17 protein-coding genes are annotated in these 16,285 nt (G+C 68.2%); 13 read left to right on the top strand and 4 right to left on the bottom strand.

Annotated features, from left to right (window positions below; genetic code table 11):
* Positions 1-9 precede the first annotated feature (9 nt).
* Together epsC and cysK are read right to left on the bottom strand one after the other, a co-directional pair.
* Positions 10-582, bottom strand: a complete 573-nt coding sequence (gene epsC, locus E4M00_RS13875; RefSeq protein ID WP_135121096.1) for a serine O-acetyltransferase EpsC — start codon at positions 580-582, stop codon at positions 10-12.
* Between the two features lie 44 nt (positions 583-626).
* Positions 627-1,562: a cysteine synthase A gene (cysK, locus tag E4M00_RS13870; protein ID WP_135121095.1), complete on the bottom strand. Its 936-nt coding sequence runs from the start codon at positions 1,560-1,562 to the stop codon at positions 627-629.
* A gap of 118 nt (positions 1,563-1,680) precedes the next feature.
* Between cysK and prmC the strand changes: the two genes are divergently transcribed.
* Together prmC and E4M00_RS13860 are read left to right on the top strand one after the other, a co-directional pair.
* The gene (gene prmC, locus E4M00_RS13865; RefSeq protein ID WP_135121189.1) at positions 1,681-2,556 is read left to right on the top strand and encodes a peptide chain release factor N(5)-glutamine methyltransferase; all 876 of its coding nucleotides are present in this window, start codon (positions 1,681-1,683) and stop codon (positions 2,554-2,556) included.
* Between the two features lie 91 nt (positions 2,557-2,647).
* Positions 2,648-3,049, top strand: a complete 402-nt coding sequence (locus tag E4M00_RS13860) for a hypothetical protein (RefSeq protein ID WP_135121094.1) — start codon at positions 2,648-2,650, stop codon at positions 3,047-3,049.
* Here the strand turns inward: E4M00_RS13860 and helR are convergent.
* Positions 3,046-5,220, bottom strand: a complete 2,175-nt coding sequence (gene helR / locus E4M00_RS13855) for an RNA polymerase recycling motor ATPase HelR (RefSeq protein WP_204773015.1) — start codon at positions 5,218-5,220, stop codon at positions 3,046-3,048. The genes E4M00_RS13860 and helR overlap by 4 nt on opposite strands.
* A gap of 175 nt (positions 5,221-5,395) precedes the next feature.
* Entirely contained in the window at positions 5,396-6,310 is a 915-nt protein-coding gene (locus E4M00_RS13850) for a TetR/AcrR family transcriptional regulator (protein WP_240037132.1), read from the bottom strand.
* Between the two features lie 133 nt (positions 6,311-6,443).
* Between E4M00_RS13850 and E4M00_RS13845 the strand changes: the two genes are divergently transcribed.
* The 11 genes from E4M00_RS13845 to E4M00_RS13795 all read left to right on the top strand — a co-directional run bounded on the left by E4M00_RS13845 (position 6,444) and on the right by E4M00_RS13795 (position 16,241).
* Positions 6,444-7,385 carry an ABC transporter ATP-binding protein gene (locus E4M00_RS13845; protein ID WP_135121093.1) on the top strand — a complete coding sequence of 314 codons (942 nt, stop codon included), beginning with the start codon at positions 6,444-6,446 and terminating at the stop codon, positions 7,383-7,385.
* Positions 7,382-8,203, top strand: a complete 822-nt coding sequence (locus E4M00_RS13840; RefSeq protein WP_135121092.1) for an ABC transporter permease — start codon at positions 7,382-7,384, stop codon at positions 8,201-8,203. The genes E4M00_RS13845 and E4M00_RS13840 overlap by 4 nt, the downstream gene beginning before the upstream one ends.
* A 113-nt stretch (positions 8,204-8,316) precedes the next feature.
* A complete protein-coding gene (locus E4M00_RS13835) occupies positions 8,317-9,072 on the top strand; it encodes an L-threonylcarbamoyladenylate synthase (protein WP_135121091.1) in 756 nt (251 codons plus the stop codon).
* A gap of 3 nt (positions 9,073-9,075) precedes the next feature.
* Positions 9,076-10,344: an MraY family glycosyltransferase gene (locus E4M00_RS13830; protein ID WP_056164251.1), complete on the top strand. Its 1,269-nt coding sequence runs from the start codon at positions 9,076-9,078 to the stop codon at positions 10,342-10,344.
* An 84-nt stretch (positions 10,345-10,428) separates the two neighbouring features.
* Positions 10,429-10,893: a Cg1360 family ATP-synthase-associated protein gene (locus E4M00_RS13825; protein WP_135121090.1), complete on the top strand. Its 465-nt coding sequence runs from the start codon at positions 10,429-10,431 to the stop codon at positions 10,891-10,893.
* A 189-nt stretch (positions 10,894-11,082) separates the two neighbouring features.
* Entirely contained in the window at positions 11,083-11,880 is a 798-nt protein-coding gene (gene atpB / locus E4M00_RS13820; protein ID WP_135121089.1) for a F0F1 ATP synthase subunit A, read from the top strand.
* Between the two features lie 49 nt (positions 11,881-11,929).
* A complete protein-coding gene (gene atpE, locus E4M00_RS13815; RefSeq protein WP_056164241.1) occupies positions 11,930-12,169 on the top strand; it encodes a F0F1 ATP synthase subunit C in 240 nt (79 codons plus the stop codon).
* Between the two features lie 26 nt (positions 12,170-12,195).
* On the top strand, positions 12,196-12,756 hold the full coding sequence (locus E4M00_RS13810) for a F0F1 ATP synthase subunit B (RefSeq protein WP_056164238.1): 561 nt from the start codon (positions 12,196-12,198) through the stop codon (positions 12,754-12,756).
* 4 nt (positions 12,757-12,760) lie between these two features.
* On the top strand, positions 12,761-13,558 hold the full coding sequence (locus E4M00_RS13805; RefSeq protein ID WP_056164235.1) for a F0F1 ATP synthase subunit delta: 798 nt from the start codon (positions 12,761-12,763) through the stop codon (positions 13,556-13,558).
* A gap of 98 nt (positions 13,559-13,656) precedes the next feature.
* Positions 13,657-15,294 carry a F0F1 ATP synthase subunit alpha gene (gene atpA, locus E4M00_RS13800; RefSeq protein ID WP_135121088.1) on the top strand — a complete coding sequence of 546 codons (1,638 nt, stop codon included), beginning with the start codon at positions 13,657-13,659 and terminating at the stop codon, positions 15,292-15,294.
* Positions 15,295-15,344: 50 nt separating this feature from the next.
* Positions 15,345-16,241: a F0F1 ATP synthase subunit gamma gene (locus E4M00_RS13795; protein WP_055817608.1), complete on the top strand. Its 897-nt coding sequence runs from the start codon at positions 15,345-15,347 to the stop codon at positions 16,239-16,241.
* The last annotated feature ends 44 nt before the right edge of the window (positions 16,242-16,285 follow it).

Raw genomic sequence — 16,285 nt, 5'->3', positions numbered from 1 at the left:
GCTGGTCGCTCAGACGTCGTAGACGACGCCTCGGGCCGACTCGGTGGCGTCGGGATCCGCCGGCCTGATGGTCGCCGGGATCCCGGTCAGCAGCGAGTTCGGCGGCGCGTCCTTGGTCACGACGGCGTTCGCGCCGACGGTCGACCAGGCTCCGAGGGTGATGTCGCCGAGGACCTTGGCGCCGGCGCCGACTGTCACGCCGTCTTCGAGGGTCGGATGCCGCTTCTCATCGCGCCGGTGGTGTCGGCTCTTCCCGCCCAGGGTCACGCCGTGATACAGCATCACGTCGTCGCCGAGCACGGCTGTCGCCCCGATCACGACGCCCATGCCGTGGTCGATGAACAGCCGGCGTCCGATGGTGGCGGCCGGATGGATCTCGACGCCGGTGAGGAACCGGAGCAGCTGCGAGAGCAGTCGGGCCGGCAGACGGAAGCCGGCGACCCAGAGCAGGTGCGTCAGTCGATAGCCCCACACGGCGTGCAGGCCGGAGTACGCGAGGAACACCTCGATGCTGCTGCGCGCAGCCGGATCGTGCGAGCGAGCCGTCGCGACATCCTCACGAAGCGCGGCGAAGAATCCCATGGCCCCAGCCTACGGCCGCCGAAGGATGTCCGATGGCGACCCGCTCAGTCGACGAGACCCTCGAACAACACGGTCGAGAGGTAGCGCTCGCCATAGCTCGCCAGGATGACGACGATGGTCTTGCCGGCGTTCTCGGGGCGCTTCGCCAGCTCGAGAGCGGCGTGCACCGTGGCTCCCGAGCTGATGCCGCCCAGGATGCCCTCCTCGACCGCGAGGCGGCGGGCCATGGCCACGGACTGGGCGATGTTCACGTCGATGATCTCGTCGTAGACCTCGCGATCGAGGATCTCCGGGATGAAGTTCGGGCCGATGCCCTGGATCTTGTGCGGGCCGGCGCTCCCGCCGGTGAGAAGCGCCGACTCCTCGGGCTCGACGCCGACGACCTGCACCGTGGGCTTCCGCTCCTTGAGTACCTGGCCGGTGCCGGTGATCGTGCCGCCAGTGCCGATGCCCGACACGAAGATGTCGACCTCGCCGTCGGTGTCGTCCCAGATCTCGACCGCCGTCGTGCGGCGGTGGATCTCGGGATTCGCCTCGTTCTCGAACTGGCGGGCGAGGACCGCGCCGGGGATGCCAGCGGCGATCTCCTCGGACTTGGCGACGGCACCGCGAATGCCCTCGGAGCCCGGGGTCAGGACGAGTTCGGCTCCGTACGCGCGGAGCAGCGCGCGGCGCTCGGTGCTCATCGTCTCGGGCATCGTGAGGATCACGGTGTATCCGCGTGCGGCACCGACCATCGCGAGGGCGATGCCGGTGTTTCCACTCGTGGCCTCGACGATGGTGCCGCCGGGCTTGAGGTCGCCCGATGCCTCGGCGGCGTCGACGATCGCGACGCCCAGGCGGTCCTTGACGCTGGCAGACGGATTGTAGAACTCGAGCTTGGCCAGCACTGTGGCGCCTGCGCCCTCGGTGATGCGGTTCAGGCGAACGAGCGGCGTGCGCCCGACGACGTCGGTGATGCTCGAGTAGATCTGCGACATGGGGTGACCTTTCACGACACTGGCGCATCGACGGCGCCGAAGGAACGAAGCGCGGCTTCGTTCAGACTACGTCCGCCGGTCGCGCTCAGGCGAGTGCGTTACATTCCTTCACGTGAATATGACGAAAAGCGACGAGGGCCTTCCCCTGAGCGAACTGCTCGAGGAGTCCGTCGCCACGCTCGATGCCGCGGGCGTCGTCTCGCCCGAGATCGACGCGCAGCTTCTGCTCGGCCACGTGCTCGAGCTCAGCCGCGGCGGTCTGCAGGCCCGTCTCATCACGGGCGGCACGGTGTCGGCGACGGATGCCGGCAGCATCCGCTCGCTCATCGCTCGCCGGGCCACCCGGGAACCTCTGCAGCACATCACCGGCCTGGCGCCGTTCCGAGCCCTCGAGCTGCACGTCGGACCCGGAGTCTTCATCCCGCGCCCCGAGACCGAGATGGTCGCCCAGCTCGCCATCGACGCCCTGCGTGCCGATGCCGCCCCGGCCCCGATCGCCGTCGATCTCGGAACGGGCAGCGGCGCGATCGCCCTCGCCCTGGCGACCGAGGTGCCGAACGCTCGGGTCTACGCCGTGGAGCGCTCGGCCGAGGCCCGCGTCTGGGCCGAGCGCAACATCCGGGACTTCGGCGGCGACAACACGACGCTCGTGGCCGCGGACCTGGCCGACGCACTTCCCGAGCTCGACGGCGCTGTGAGCGTCGTCGCGTCGAATCCGCCCTATGTCCCCGAGAGCCTGCGCCCCACCGACCCCGAGGTCGCCCTGCACGATCCCGATGAGGCGCTCTACGGGGGCGACGACGGACTCTCGGTCATCCCGGCGCTCTCGCGCACCGGCCTGCGCCTGCTCAGGTCCGGGGGAGTGCTGGTGATCGAGCATGCCGAGCACCAGTCGGCCGCGATCGCCGCCATCCTGGCCACCGACGGCTGGCGCTCGATCACCCATCACCGCGACCTGACCTTCCGCGACCGCGCGACGACGGCGCTGCGCTAGACGCGCGGGGCCGCCGGTATGCGACACCACGCCGCCGCCCGCCGCCCGCCGCCGTGAATGATCGACATCCGCCGTTGCTAGCCTCGACTCCATGCCTTCTCCCTCAGACTGGATCGAGCACCGCCGCGGCGACAGGGAACTGCTCGGGTGGATGCGCCCCGACGGCGACGGCTTCGTCGTGATCGACCTCCTCGGTCGCGTCGTGACCGATGCCGTCGACTGGCTCACCGCCGAGGAGACGCTCGAGTCGACGGGCCTCGGCTACCTCGCAGAGCCGTTCGAGCTGCTTCTCGACGACGACGGCGACGCCCACTGGCTGCGGGTGCGCATCGTCGAGGTGTCCACCGAACACGTGCTGGTCAAGAAGGAGGACTGGGGCGATGTCACGGCGACGGCCGTGTACTACAGCGCCCCGTTCCCCGTGGCCGACAGGCTGCGCCCGCTCCAGGGCGATGCTCACGTCCTCCCGGGCCCGGACTCGCTCGCCGGCTAGGCGCTCGTCAGGATGACGAGCCGCTGGGTCGCGCGGGTCATCGCCACGTAGCGGTCGACGGCGCCCTCGATGCCCGTGCCGAAGGTGTCGGGGTCGACGAGCACCACCAGGTCGAACTCGAGGCCCTTGGCCAGCTCCGGCGTCAGGGAACGGATGCGGGGAGTCGGCCTGACGGCGGCCTCGTCGAGGTCGCGGGTGATGACGCAGGCGATTCCGTCGCCGCCCTCCGCGAGCCAGCCATCGAGGATCGCATCGAAGTCAGCGAGTGCGCCGTGCGCCACGGGGATGCCCGTGCTGCGCACCGACGTCGGCACGTTGGCGTCCGGCAGCGCGGCCCTGATGACGGGCTCGGCCTCGGCCATGACCTCCGCGGGCGTGCGGTAGTTGATGCTCAGCGAGGCCAGCGTGACCTGGGCGATGCCGACGCGTTCCAGCCGCTGCCTCCACGACTCGGCGAATCCATGCCTGGCCTGGGCGCGGTCGCCGACGATGGTGAAGCTGCGCGACGGGCACCGGGCCAGCAGCATCTGCCACTCGGCATCCGTCAGCTCCTGGGCCTCGTCCACGACGATGTGCGCGAAGGGGCCGGCGAGCAGGTCGGGATCCGTGCCCGGAAGAGCTGACTCGTCGACCAGGCTGTTCTGCGCATCCTGTTCGCGCAGCATCGTCATGAGCTTCAGTTCGGAGTCGTCGGCGGCGATCAGGTCGTCGATCACCCTGTCGCGGTACTCGCGCTCCGAGGCGAGGGCGACGTCGCGCCGATGCCGACGCCGAGATGCCTCCGGGTCGCCGATGCGACGCCGGGCAGCGTCGAGGAACGGGAGATCGGATGCCGTCCACGCCCTCGCCTCGGGTCGCTGAAGCGCGCCGACCTCGGCAGAGGTGAGCCACGGGGCGCTCGCGTGCAGGTACGCCGGAACGCTCCAGAGGTCGCCGATGACACCGGCCGGATCGAGCAGTGGCCAGGCCGCGGTGAACGCTCCGCGCAGCCCGCTGTTCTGCTCGAGCGCGCGGCGCACGAGGTGGGGAGCGATCTCGTCGTCGCCGTGGCTGTCGGTGAGGATGCCCAGGAGTTCCTCCCAGACCTGATCGCGCGCGTCGTTGTGCGAGGTGCCGGCCTCGGGTGCGGCGAAGGCCTCGGCCCAGTCCTCGGGAGAGAGGTGGATGTCCGCCCACGGCGTCTCGACCGTCATCGCCCGCGTCGGGGGCCGTTCGTAGTGGTCGACGGCAGCCTCGACGGCCCGCAGCAGCGTCGCCGAGGCCTTGAGCGCTGCCACCCGGGAGTCGTTCTCGATGCCGGCATCACCCCCCTCCTGCACGAGGCTGCGCAGGGTGCAGGTCTCGACACCGTCCTCGCCCAGGCCGGGGAGGACGTCGGCGACGTAGTCGAGGTAGGGCAGGCTCGGACCGACGAACAGCACGCCGCCGTGGTGGCGGGCCAGCCTCGGATCCGAGTAGAGCAGGTACGCCGATCGGTGCAGCGCGACGACGGTCTTCCCGGTGCCCGGACCGCCGTCGACGACGAGGGCGCCGCGCGACCCGGCGCGGATGATCGCGTCCTGGTCGGCCTGGATGGTGCCGAGCACGTCGCGCATGCGGCTCGATCGGTCGCTGCCGAGGCTGGCGATGAACGCCGACTGGTCGTCGAGGGCGGCGCGTCTGGCCCCTGCGTGGTCGGCCAGCTCCTCAGGCGTGAACACCTCGTCCCAGTAGTCGCCGATCCGGCCGTTCGCCCAGCGGTACCGGCGCCGGCTGGCGAGCCCCATCGGTGTGGCGTGGGTGGCGCCGAAGAACGGCTCGGCCGCCGGCGATCGCCAATCGACGAGCAGGCGGCGGCCGTCGGCATCCGTGAGCCCGACCCGACCGATGTAGACGGGCTCCGGATGCTCCGCGGAGACGATGCGCCCCAGGCACAGGTCGAGCCCGAACCGGCGCAGGGTGCGCAGCCGCGCCGTGATGCGGTGGATCTCGAGATCGCGTTCCAGCGCGGCCTCGCCTCCGCCGCCCGGGCGCAGCCGCGTCTCGTCGAGCCTGGCTGAGAGCTCGGCGATCGACTGCTCGAGTGTCCGGGCGATGGCGGCGAAGTGTCGCTCGTCGTCGGCGATGAGGGCCGGATCGGCCTTCGGGGAGAGGTGGTCGGGAAGGTCGAAGACGGGGCGGATTGTCTCGATCAGGGCAGCTCCAGGTTCGGGTGGACTCGCGTTCGGTCGACCAGTATGCGCTGCCAGGGGGCTCTTGCGGCAAGGCCCCCTGCCCCGTATATTCTGAAAGTGGAGAGCGGTTCGATCGCACTCCTTTTTCACGCCGTCATGCGGGCGAACGGATGCCGCCCCGGGCGTCGGTGCCCTAGCCCCTGGCCGCTCGCTCCCGGGCCCGCTTGATCTCCTCGCGCTCGCGCTTCTTCGCCTCGCGAACCCTCGCCTCGGCCTCCCGCCGGGCCTTCGCCGCCTCGCGCACGGCCTTGTCGCGGGGGATCTCGAGAGTGTCGAGGGACGGAACGGCGCCGGTGTCCGCGAGCGGGGCATCAGGATTCCCCACGTGGTACTCGATGCCGTCGAGGATGCGCTCGAGACCGAACGTGAAGTCGTCGGCGACCCCGGGCACCGGCGCCCCGGTGTAGCCGCCGCCTGCCACGATGCGACTGAGGTCGGGGAAGCGTTCGGGAGTGACGAGGGCGGTGAGCGCCGCCTGCATCCCGGCGGTCTCGGCGATGCCGGCTGCGGTCGCCTCCGTGAGGTCGGCCTCCAGTGCCGCGGTCGCTCGCACGTAGCTGGTCAGGAGCAGCAGGCTCGACATCTTCTCGGAGTCGTCGAGAGGGAGCGGGCGGAGCTCCCGCAGCAGCCAGTCGGCAGCGAGCAGGTTGTTGGGCGTCATCGGCGCCCCGCGCACGGGAACCCGCGCGATCCAGGGGTGATCGCGGTACACGCCGCGAACGGCGAGGACCCAGCGGCGTACGCCGTCCCGCCACGGCACGGTGTCGTCCTCGGCAGGGATCGGCATCTCCGACGCCGTGTCCTCCATGAGCACGAGCAGGTCGTCCTTGCTGGTCACGTAGCGGTACAGCGACATCGTCGTGAAGCCGAGGGTGGTGGCGACGCGGCTCATGGAGACGGCGCCGAGCCCCTCGGCATCCGCGATCTCGATGGCGGTCTCGACGATGCGCTCGATCGAGAGCTCGCGCTTGGGTCCGCGCTGCGGGTTCTCCGCCACGCCCCAGGTCAGCGCGATCCCGCGGGGGAGCGCTTCTTCGACATCGGCCACGATGCGCCGCCTTTCGACTCGAGGGTTGACACTCATCCTAGAACTGTGTATCACTTAAACAGACGTGTATGGCATACACACAAACATACGCCGTACACCAGAGTTTATCCGCTACACCGAAAGGTTGTGAACTATGACTGCACCAGCCATCCAGGTGCGTGGCGTGCGCAAGAGCTACGGCGACGCCACCGTCCTCGACGGCGTCGACCTGAGCATCGAGACGGGCAGCATCGTCGCCCTCCTCGGGCCGAACGGCGCCGGCAAGACCACCCTCATCAACGTCCTGGCGACCCTGACCGGAGCCGACTCGGGCACCGTCGTCGTGGCCGGAGCCGATCTGGCCACGGATCCCGAAGCCGTGCGCGAGGCCATCAGCCTGACGGGCCAGTACGCGGCCGTCGACGAGGTGCTGACCGGAGAGGAGAACCTGCGCATGCTCGCCCGGCTGTCCGGATTCACCTCGGCCGGAGCCAGGCAGCGCGCGAGCGAGCTGCTCGATCGCTTCGACCTGACGGATGCCGCACGCAGACGCGTCGGAAGCTACTCGGGCGGCATGCGCCGACGGCTCGACCTGGCCCTCGGCCTGGTCGCCGATCCACCGGTGGTGTTCCTCGACGAACCGACGACCGGACTCGACACCCGGAGCCGGCAGGAGCTGTGGCGGATGATCGCAGAACTCGCCGAGCGCGGCACGACGATCCTGCTGACCACGCAGTACCTCGAGGAGGCCGACGCCCTGGCCGACCGCATCCTCGTGCTCGACGGCGGCACCATCGTCGCCGAGGGCACTCCGACCGAGCTCAAGGCCCGCGTCGGGGGAGAGGTCGTCGAACTGCGCGACCTCGACGACTCCCTGCTCCTGGAGCTCCCGACCGACGGAACTGTCGCAGGGCTCGAGGCCGCCCTCGCCGTGATCGCGGCCGATCCGGCGTCGGCGACCCTGCGGATCGTCGTGAGGAAGCCCAGCATGGACGACGTCTTCCTCGCCCTCACCGGGCACCGGGTGGCGACGGATGCCGAGGACCCGACGAGCACCGCCGACAGAACCGACAACCGAGAGGAGGTGGCGGCATGAGCACCGCGACCATCACCAGGACGACGGGACAGCAGGTCCCCGCGCGGGCGGGGCGCCGACCGTCGGCATCCGTCACCACCACGACCATGATCGTGCGGAGCCTCCGCCACACCATGCGCAACATCGACGCGCTGATCATGGCGATAGTCCTCCCGACGATCCTGATGCTGCTGTTCACCTTCGTGTTCGGCAACGCCATCGAGCCCGACGGGAACTACGTGAACTACGTCGTGCCGGGCATCATCCTGCTCTGCGCGGGATTCGGGGCGTCGTCGACGGCCGTCGACGTGGCGAACGACATGACCAACGGCATCATCGACAGGTTCCGGGCCATGCCGTTGCGCGCCATCAGCGTGCTCACGGGTCATGTCGTCGCGAGCCTGGCCCGCAACCTCCTCGCCACGGCCGTCGTCATCGGCGTCGCGTTGGCCCTCGGGTTCCGTCCGACGGCGAACGTGCTCGAGTGGATCGCGGCGGTCGGCGTGATCGCGCTGTTCATCCTCGCCATCACCTGGCTGTACGCGGCGATCGGCCTGGCGGCGGGAAACGTCGAGGCGGCCAGCGGCTACGGATTCGCGCTGCTGTTCCTGCCGTACCTGTCGAGCGCGTTCGTGCCGACCGACACGATGCCGGAGTGGCTGCAGTGGATCGCCGAGAACCAGCCGATCACGCCCATCATCGAGACCATCCGTGGCCTGCTGATGGGCACGGATCTAGGCACCGACCCCTGGTGGGCTCTCGGATGGTGCGCGCTCATCATCGCGGGATCGTACGTGTGGGGCACCTGGCTGTTCACCCGACGGGCGCGCCGGCACTGATCGGCCGATGAACCCACGGCCGCGCTCCGGGATCTCCCGGATCGCGGCCGTGAGTTCGCCGGGGGAGCGTCGGGTCGGCACCCGTCAGCGGCACGTCCTAGAATCAGTGCCAAATGCCTGAACGTTTCTTCGACTGCTCTGTCGACTCAGAACTGCTCACCGGTATGCGCCTCGCGCGCGCTGCCATCGGTCGCGGCGGTCTCGTCGTCATCCCCACCGACACCGTCTACGGCATCGCGGCAGACGCCTTCGATCCGAAGGCCGTGCAGAAACTCCTCGATGCGAAGGGGCGCGACCGCACCTCGCCTCCGCCCGTGCTGATCCCCGGCATCCCCACGCTCGATGCCCTCGCCGCCGATGTCCCCGAGGAGGTGCGCGCGCTGGTCGAGGCGTTCTGGCCCGGCGGACTCACCGTCATCCTCACCGCCCAGCCCTCACTGAACTGGGACCTCGGAGAGACGAGGGGCACCGTCGCGCTCCGGATGCCGGCCAACACCATCGCGCTCGAACTGCTGAGCGAGACCGGTCCGCTGGCGGTGTCATCGGCCAACCGCACGGGGGAGCCCTCGGCGCTCGACGCTGCCACGGCCTCCGCGTCCCTCGGCGACTCCATCGACGTGTACCTCGACGGCGGCGCTGCAGGCACCGCGTACGGCACCGAGGGGATCGCGACAGCGGCAGCCGGGTCGACCATCGTCGACGCGACGGCACTGCAGCGCGGCGGAAAGCTGCACATCGTGCGCGAGGGCGTCATCTCGCGGATGGCCGTGCAGTCGATCGTCGGGGACGCCCTGGCCGAGGCGGCCACCGCCCCCGACGCGGCATCCGGGTCCGAGCCCGCTCCCGCTTCCGCCGAGCCGGCGGAGTAGCCCGTGACCCTGTTCATCGTGCTGGCGCTCGTGGCGGCCATCGTCACGTTCGCCCTCTCGATCGTGGTCTACAGGCTGAGCCACAAGTACCGGCTGTACCCGAAGATCCGTGAACGCGACGTGCACACCAGGCCAACCCCCAGGCTCGGCGGTGTTGCGATGTTCATCGGCATCGTCGCTGCATTCGGTGCGGCCTGGCTGGTCTCGGCCCGGTTCCCGACGCTGCGCATCGTGTTCGCCAACCCCGAGCAGATCCTCGCGATCCTGGGTGCAGCCCTGCTCATCGTGCTCATCGGCGTCGCCGACGACATCTGGGACCTCGACTGGATGACCAAGCTCGCCGGGCAGTTCATCGCCGCGGGCCTCGTCGCCTGGAAGGGCGTGCAGATCTACTCGCTGCCGATCGGGGGCGGAATCACCGTCGGCTCCAGCTGGATGAGCGTCATCATCACGATCTTCGCCATCGTGCTGGTCATGAACGCCATCAACTTCATCGACGGGCTCGACGGCCTCGTCGCGGGCGTCGCCCTCATCGCCAACGGCGTCTTCTTCCTCTACTCCTACCTGCTCGTGCAGCAGACGTCGCCGCTCAACTACTTCAACCTCGCCTCACTCATCGCCGTGCTGGTCGTGGGCGTCTGCGCCGGATTCCTGCCGTTGAACTGGCATCCGGCCAAGCTCTTCATGGGCGATGCCGGCGCCCTCCTGGTCGGACTCCTCATGGCGACCTCGGCTGTCGCCGTCACGGGGCAGATCGATCCGGCCCAGCTCGGCAGCGCCCAGCTCCTGCCGGCGTTCATCCCGATCATCCTGCCGTTCGCCGTGCTGATCATCCCGCTGCTCGACTTCGGGCTCGCCGTCATCCGCAGGCTCAGGGCCGGGAAGTCGCCGTTCAGCGCCGACCGCAAGCACCTGCATCACCGCCTGCTCGACATGGGGCACTCGCACCTGCACGCCGTGCTGATCTTCTACAGCTGGACCGCTGTCGCGTCGATCAGCTGCCTGCTGTACTTCGTGCTCCCGACCTTCTTCGGGCTCTCGACCCTCTGGGCGACGATGTTCCTCATCATCGGCTTCTTCGCCTGCACGCTGTTCACGCTGGCCCCGCTCAGCCGCCGCAAGGCCATCGAGGCCGCCAGCCAGTCGGCCGAGGCCGACACCCCCGAGGCCGAGGAGCTCGCGCCTCAGGATCCGCTCGACGAAGCTGCGGATGCGATCACTCCCGCCGAGCTCGACGGAGCATCCCTCCGCACCCCGACAGCCTCCTCCTGAGGCGCCGACCCCGGGTCCCTCGCCGAGGGACGCCCAGGAACCCGCCGGTACACTGGACCGACCCCCGATTCCCCCGAGGATGCCATGAGTGATTCAACGCCCGCGCCCGCTTTCGTCTCGCCGACGCCGAATTCCGTGCTCCGCCGTGCGCTGGTCTGGGGAGTGGCCGTCGCGGCCACGGTGGCGGTGGTCGGGGCCTTCATATCCGGCCTGATCTTCGGTCCGATCGGAGTGTGGAGCGCGATCCTCGGAGGCGTCCTGGCGCTCCTGCTGATGGGCATCACGATCGTCACGATCCTGGTCGCGAACCGCTACGCCTCCGCGCCCGACCTCATCGGTCTGTACTTCGGCATCGTGATGGGCGGATGGATGGTGAAGTTCGTCACCTTCCTGGTGCTGGTCTACTCGCTCCGCACGCAGCCGTGGCTGGAGCCGGTCACCCTCGCGTTCTGCCTCATCGCCGGAGTGCTCGGGTCGCTGATCGTCGACGTCGTCGTCTTCGTGCGCGGTCGCATCCCATACGTCGGAGAAGCCGAACTCCGGCGCTGATTGGCGGTCCCATAGGGCCGAGCGGTTCGAGGGATCGCCGAAGTATTGCTAGAGTAGAGAACGGTTCCGCTTCTCCCACTCCTTTCGCCTGCATGGCACCGGAGTCGTTCGGGATCACCCCCATCATTCGTCGTCGCGAGAGCCGAGCTCCACGCCCCGAAACAGGAGATAGCGCTGCTAGTTACCGCTGTGAACCTGCTGGTTCCGTCAGCCACCGACGATGGTGGATTCCACGGTCCGTCATTGGACGAGTTCTTCCCGCCCGGCTTCCTGTTCGAGGGAACGCCTTTCGAGATCAACCGGATCATGGCGATCCGCATTCTCGTCACGATCGTGATCCTCGTGCTGTTCTGGCTCGGGACTCGCAAGATGACCGTCGTTCCCCGACGTGGCCAGAGCATCGTGGAGATGCTCCTGGGCTTCATCAGGGTCAACATCGCCGAAGACCTGCTGGGCAAGAAGGACGGCACTCGCTTCCTTCCCCTGCTCACGGCGATGTTCATCACCATCGTCGCCATGAACTTCACGGGCATCGTGCCCGGCCTCAACATGGCCGGAACCGGCGTGATCGGTCTGCCGCTCCTTCTGGCGCTCGTCGCCTATGTCGCGTTCATCTACGCCGGCGTGAAGAAGCACCCGGCGTCGTTCTTCAAGAACTCCCTCTTCCCGCCCGGAGTGCCGTGGCCGATCTACGCCGTGGTGACGCCGATCGAGTTCATCTCGACCTTCATCCTCCGGCCGGTCACCCTGGCGCTCCGACTTCTCATGAACATGATCGCCGGGCACATGCTGCTCGTGCTCTGCTTCTCGGCGACGTCGTTCTTCCTCTTCACCGCGGGCGGCTGGTACAGCCTGTTCAGCGTTGGAACCTTCGCGTTCGGTTTCGCCTTCACGATCTTCGAACTCTTCGTCGGTGTGCTGCAGGCCTACGTCTTCACGCTTCTCACCGCCGTCTACATCCAGCTCGCTCTGGCTGAAGAGCACTAACCGAAGCCGACACCCGTCGACTTCTCCACTCCCGGAAGGAACTCCACACATGGACCCCGTATCCATCCTCGCCGACATCAACGGCAGCATCGCCCCGATCGCCTTCGGTCTCGCGTCCATCGGCTCGGCCATCGGTGTGGGTCTCGTCGTCGGCAAGACGATCGAGTCCGTCGCGCGCCAGCCTGAGCTCCAGGGTCGCCTCAGCACCCTCATGTTCCTCGGCATCGCGTTCACCGAGGCGCTCGCCTTCATCGCCATCGCCGTCGCGTTCATTCCGTTCCCGGCGTAATCCCCTTAATCGAAACGGAGTCAGGAATGCACTCGCTGCTCCTGCGCGCTGCTGAAGAAGGCGAAACGGTCAACCCGTTCATCCCCGAGCTGTACGACATCGTGTGGTCGGCTGTCTGCTTCGCGATCATCCTGGTGTTCTTCTGGGTGAAGATCCTCCCCACCGTCAAGAAGATTCTCGACGAGCGTGCCGAGGCCATCGAGGGGAACATCGCCAAGGCCGACGAGGCGCAGCGCCAGGCCGAGGCTGCTCTCGAGCAGTACACGGCCCAGCTCGCCGACGCCCGCGCCGAGGCCGGCAAGATCCGCGAGTCCGCTCGCGAGGACGGCAAGAAGATCGTCGCAGAGGCGAAGGACTCGGCCACGGTCGAGGCCACGCGCATCACCACGACTGCCCAGGCGCAGATCGAGGCCGAGCGTCAGGCCGCCGTCGTGTCGCTGCGTACCGAGGTCGGAACGCTCGCGATCGACCTGGCCTCCGGCGTCATCGGCGAGAGCCTGGCCGACGACACCAAGGCCAGCGCCGTCGTCGACCGCTTCCTCGCGGACCTCGAGTCCAGCGAGTCCGCCTCGGCAGGAAAGAAGTAGTCCCATGGGATCAGCGACCAGAGAGGCCCTCGTCTCGGCGAGGGCTGCCCTGACCGCTCAGGGCGGAACAGCCGACCTGGCGACGGGTGAGGCGCTGCTCGCGGCCGCCCGCGTCATCGGCTCATCACCGCAGCTGCTCACGGCTCTCTCCGACAACGGAGCGGAGCCCGAGGCGAAGAAGGCGCTCGTCTCGAGCGTGTTCTCATCGACCGTGACGCCGGCCGCCCTCGCCCTCCTGGGCGAGGTCGCCGCTGCGCGCTGGTCGGACGCCGACGACGTGCTCGAGGGCATCGAAGACCTCGGGCTCCGCGTCGTCGCCGCATCGAGCCCTGCGGGAACCGACGTCGACGCCGAGCTGTTCGCGTTCGGCCGTACCGTCTCCTCCAACGCCGAACTCGAGCTGGCTCTCAGCTCGAAGCTCGGCTCCAACGAGGCCAAGGCGTCCCTGGTCGACACCCTGCTCGCGGGCAAGGCGTCGACGCAGGCCGTCGTGATCCTCTCCCACCTCGTGCAGCAGCCTCGCGGCCGTCGCATCGGCGAACTCGTTCGCTACGCGGCATCCGTCGTCGCAGCCGAATCCGGCTACGCGGTGGCCACGGTCACCTCGGCCACGGTCATCAGCGACGCTCAGGTCGAGCGGCTCGCCGCCGGCCTGTCGGCGAAGTACGGCCGGGACCTGCGCATCAACCAGGTCGTCGACCCGAGCGTCATCGGAGGCCTGCGCGTGCAGGTCGGCGACGACATCATCGACGGCAGCGTCGCGAAGCGTCTCGACGACGTGCGACTCCAGCTTGCCGGCTAGCCCTCGGGCCGGTCGAAGAACAACAGAACAACGACGCTCTCTCCTCAGAACGTCGAACAGTCAAGAACCTGTACGCCTCGTGCAGAAAAGGGAAGATCATGGCAGAACTCACCATCAGCCCCGATGAGATCCGTGACGCGCTCAAGGACTTCGTCAAGGCCTACGAGCCCGGCGCTGCTGCAGCGACCGAGGTCGGCCACGTGACGGATGCCGCAGACGGCATCGCGCACGTCGAGGGCCTCCCGAGCGTCATGGCCAACGAGCTCATCCGCTTCGCGGACGGCACGCTGGGCCTCGCGCTCAACCTCGACGAAGACGAGATCGGCGTCGTCGTGCTCGGCGAGTTCTCCGGCATCGAGGAGGGCATGGAGGTCACCCGCACGGGTGAGGTCCTCTCCGCCCCCGTCGGTGACAACTTCCTGGGTCGCGTCGTCGACCCCCTCGGCAACCCGATCGACGGCCTCGGCGACATCGAGGCCGAGGGCCGTCGCGCACTCGAGCTGCAGGCGCCCGGCGTCATGCAGCGCAAGAGCGTGCACGAGCCGCTGCAGACCGGCATCAAGGCGATCGACGCCATGATCCCCGTCGGCCGTGGCCAGCGCCAGCTCATCATCGGCGACCGCCAGACCGGTAAGACGGCCATCGCGATCGACACGATCATCAACCAGAAGGCCAACTGGGAGTCGGGCGACGTCAACAAGCAGGTTCGCTGCATCTACGTCGCCATCGGCCAGAAGGGCTCGACCATCGCCTCGGTGAAGGGCGCCCTCGAAGACGCCGGAGCCATGGAGTACACCACGATCGTGGCCGCTCCGGCATCCGACCCCGCCGGCTTCAAGTACCTCGCCCCCTACACCGGTTCGGCCATCGGCCAGCACTGGATGTACGGCGGCAAGCACGTCCTCATCATCTTCGACGACCTGTCGAAGCAGGCCGAGGCCTACCGCGCCGTCTCCCTTCTCCTGCGTCGTCCGCCGGGACGCGAGGCCTACCCGGGTGACGTCTTCTACCTGCACTCGCGTCTGCTCGAGCGTTGCGCCAAGCTCTCCGACGAGCTGGGTGCCGGCTCGATGACCGGCCTGCCGATCATCGAGACCAAGGCAAACGACGTCTCGGCCTACATCCCGACCAACGTGATCTCGATCACCGACGGCCAGATCTTCCTGCAGTCCGACCTCTTCAACGCCAACCAGCGCCCCGCTGTCGACGTCGGCATCTCGGTGTCGCGCGTCGGTGGTGACGCCCAGGTCAAGTCCATCAAGAAGGTCTCCGGAACGCTCAAGCTCGAGCTCGCGCAGTACCGCTCGCTCGAGGCATTCGCGATGTTCGCATCCGACCTCGACGCGACCAGCCGCCGTCAGCTCGCCCGTGGCGCCCGCCTCACCGAGCTCCTCAAGCAGCCGCAGTACTCGCCGTACCCCGTCGAGGACCAGGTCGTGTCGATCTGGGCCGGAACCAACGGCAAGCTCGACGAGGTCCCCGTCGAGGACATCCTGCGTTTCGAGCGCGAGCTGCTCGACTACCTCGGTCGCAACACCGAGGTGCTCTCGACGCTCCGCGACACCAACGTGCTCTCGGATGACACCACCGCAGCCCTCGAGTCCGCCGTCGACGCCTTCAAGCTCGAGTTCCAGACCGGTGAGGGCAAGCCCCTCGCCTCGGTCGGGAGCGAGAAGTTCGAGGCCGCCGCCGAGGAAGACGTCAACCAGGAGAAGATCGTGAAGGTCAAGCGGTAACGCTGACCCTCCATCCGACCGACTGACGAACCCTAGAAACCAGGAGAGACATGGGAGCGCAACTTCGGGTCTACCGGCAGAAGATCAAGTCTGCCCAGACGACCAAGAAGATCACCCGTGCGATGGAGCTGATCAGCGCATCACGCATCCAGAAGGCACAGGCGCGCGTCGCTGCATCGACGCCGTACTCGCGAGCGATCACGCGCGCGGTCTCCGCCGTGGCGACCCACTCGAACGTGGACCACGTGCTGACCACCGAGCCCGAGAAGATCGAGCGCGCAGCCGTCGTCATCTTCTCGAGCGACCGCGGCCTCGCCGGCGCGTTCAACTCGCAGGTGCTCCGCGAGGCCGAGCAGCTCTCCGAGTTGCTCCGCAGCCAGGGCAAGGAGGTCTCGTACTTCCTCATCGGTCGCAAGGCCGTCGGATACTTCGCCTTCCGCCGCCGCTCGTTCGAGCAGCAGTGGATCGGTGGAACCGACAGCCCCGAGGTCGAGGTGGCCCAGGAGATCGGTGAAGCGCTGCTCGAGGCGTTCCTGCGGGATGCCGAGGATGGCGGTGTCGACGAGATCCACGTCGTCTACAACCGCTTCGTCAGCATGATCAGCCAGGTCCCGCAGATCGTGCGCCTCCTTCCGCTCGAGGTCGTCGAAGGCGTCGAGGAGCCGGATGACGGTGTCGTCCTGCCCCTGTACGAGTTCGAGCCCGATGCCGCCACGGTGCTGGACTCCCTGCTCCCGGTCTACATCGAGAGCCGCATCTTCAACGCGATGCTCCAGTCCTCGGCCGCGAAGCACGCTGCGACGCAGAAGGCCATGAAGGCCGCGAGCGACAACGCCGACTCCCTCATCCGCGATTACACGCGTCTCGCCAACGAGGCCCGTCAGTCCGAGATCACCCAGCAGATCGCCGAAATCGTGGGTGGAGCCGACGCGCTCTCCTCGAAGTAACGCATCCACACTCTTACGAACACGTACCCAGAAGGAAGAGAACA

The sequence above is a fragment of the Orlajensenia leifsoniae genome (assembly GCF_004570845.1).
GTDB lineage: Bacteria > Actinomycetota > Actinomycetes > Actinomycetales > Microbacteriaceae > Orlajensenia > Orlajensenia leifsoniae.
Note: the sequence above shows the minus strand (reverse complement) of the source record. Positions and strands in the feature narration are given on the sequence as shown.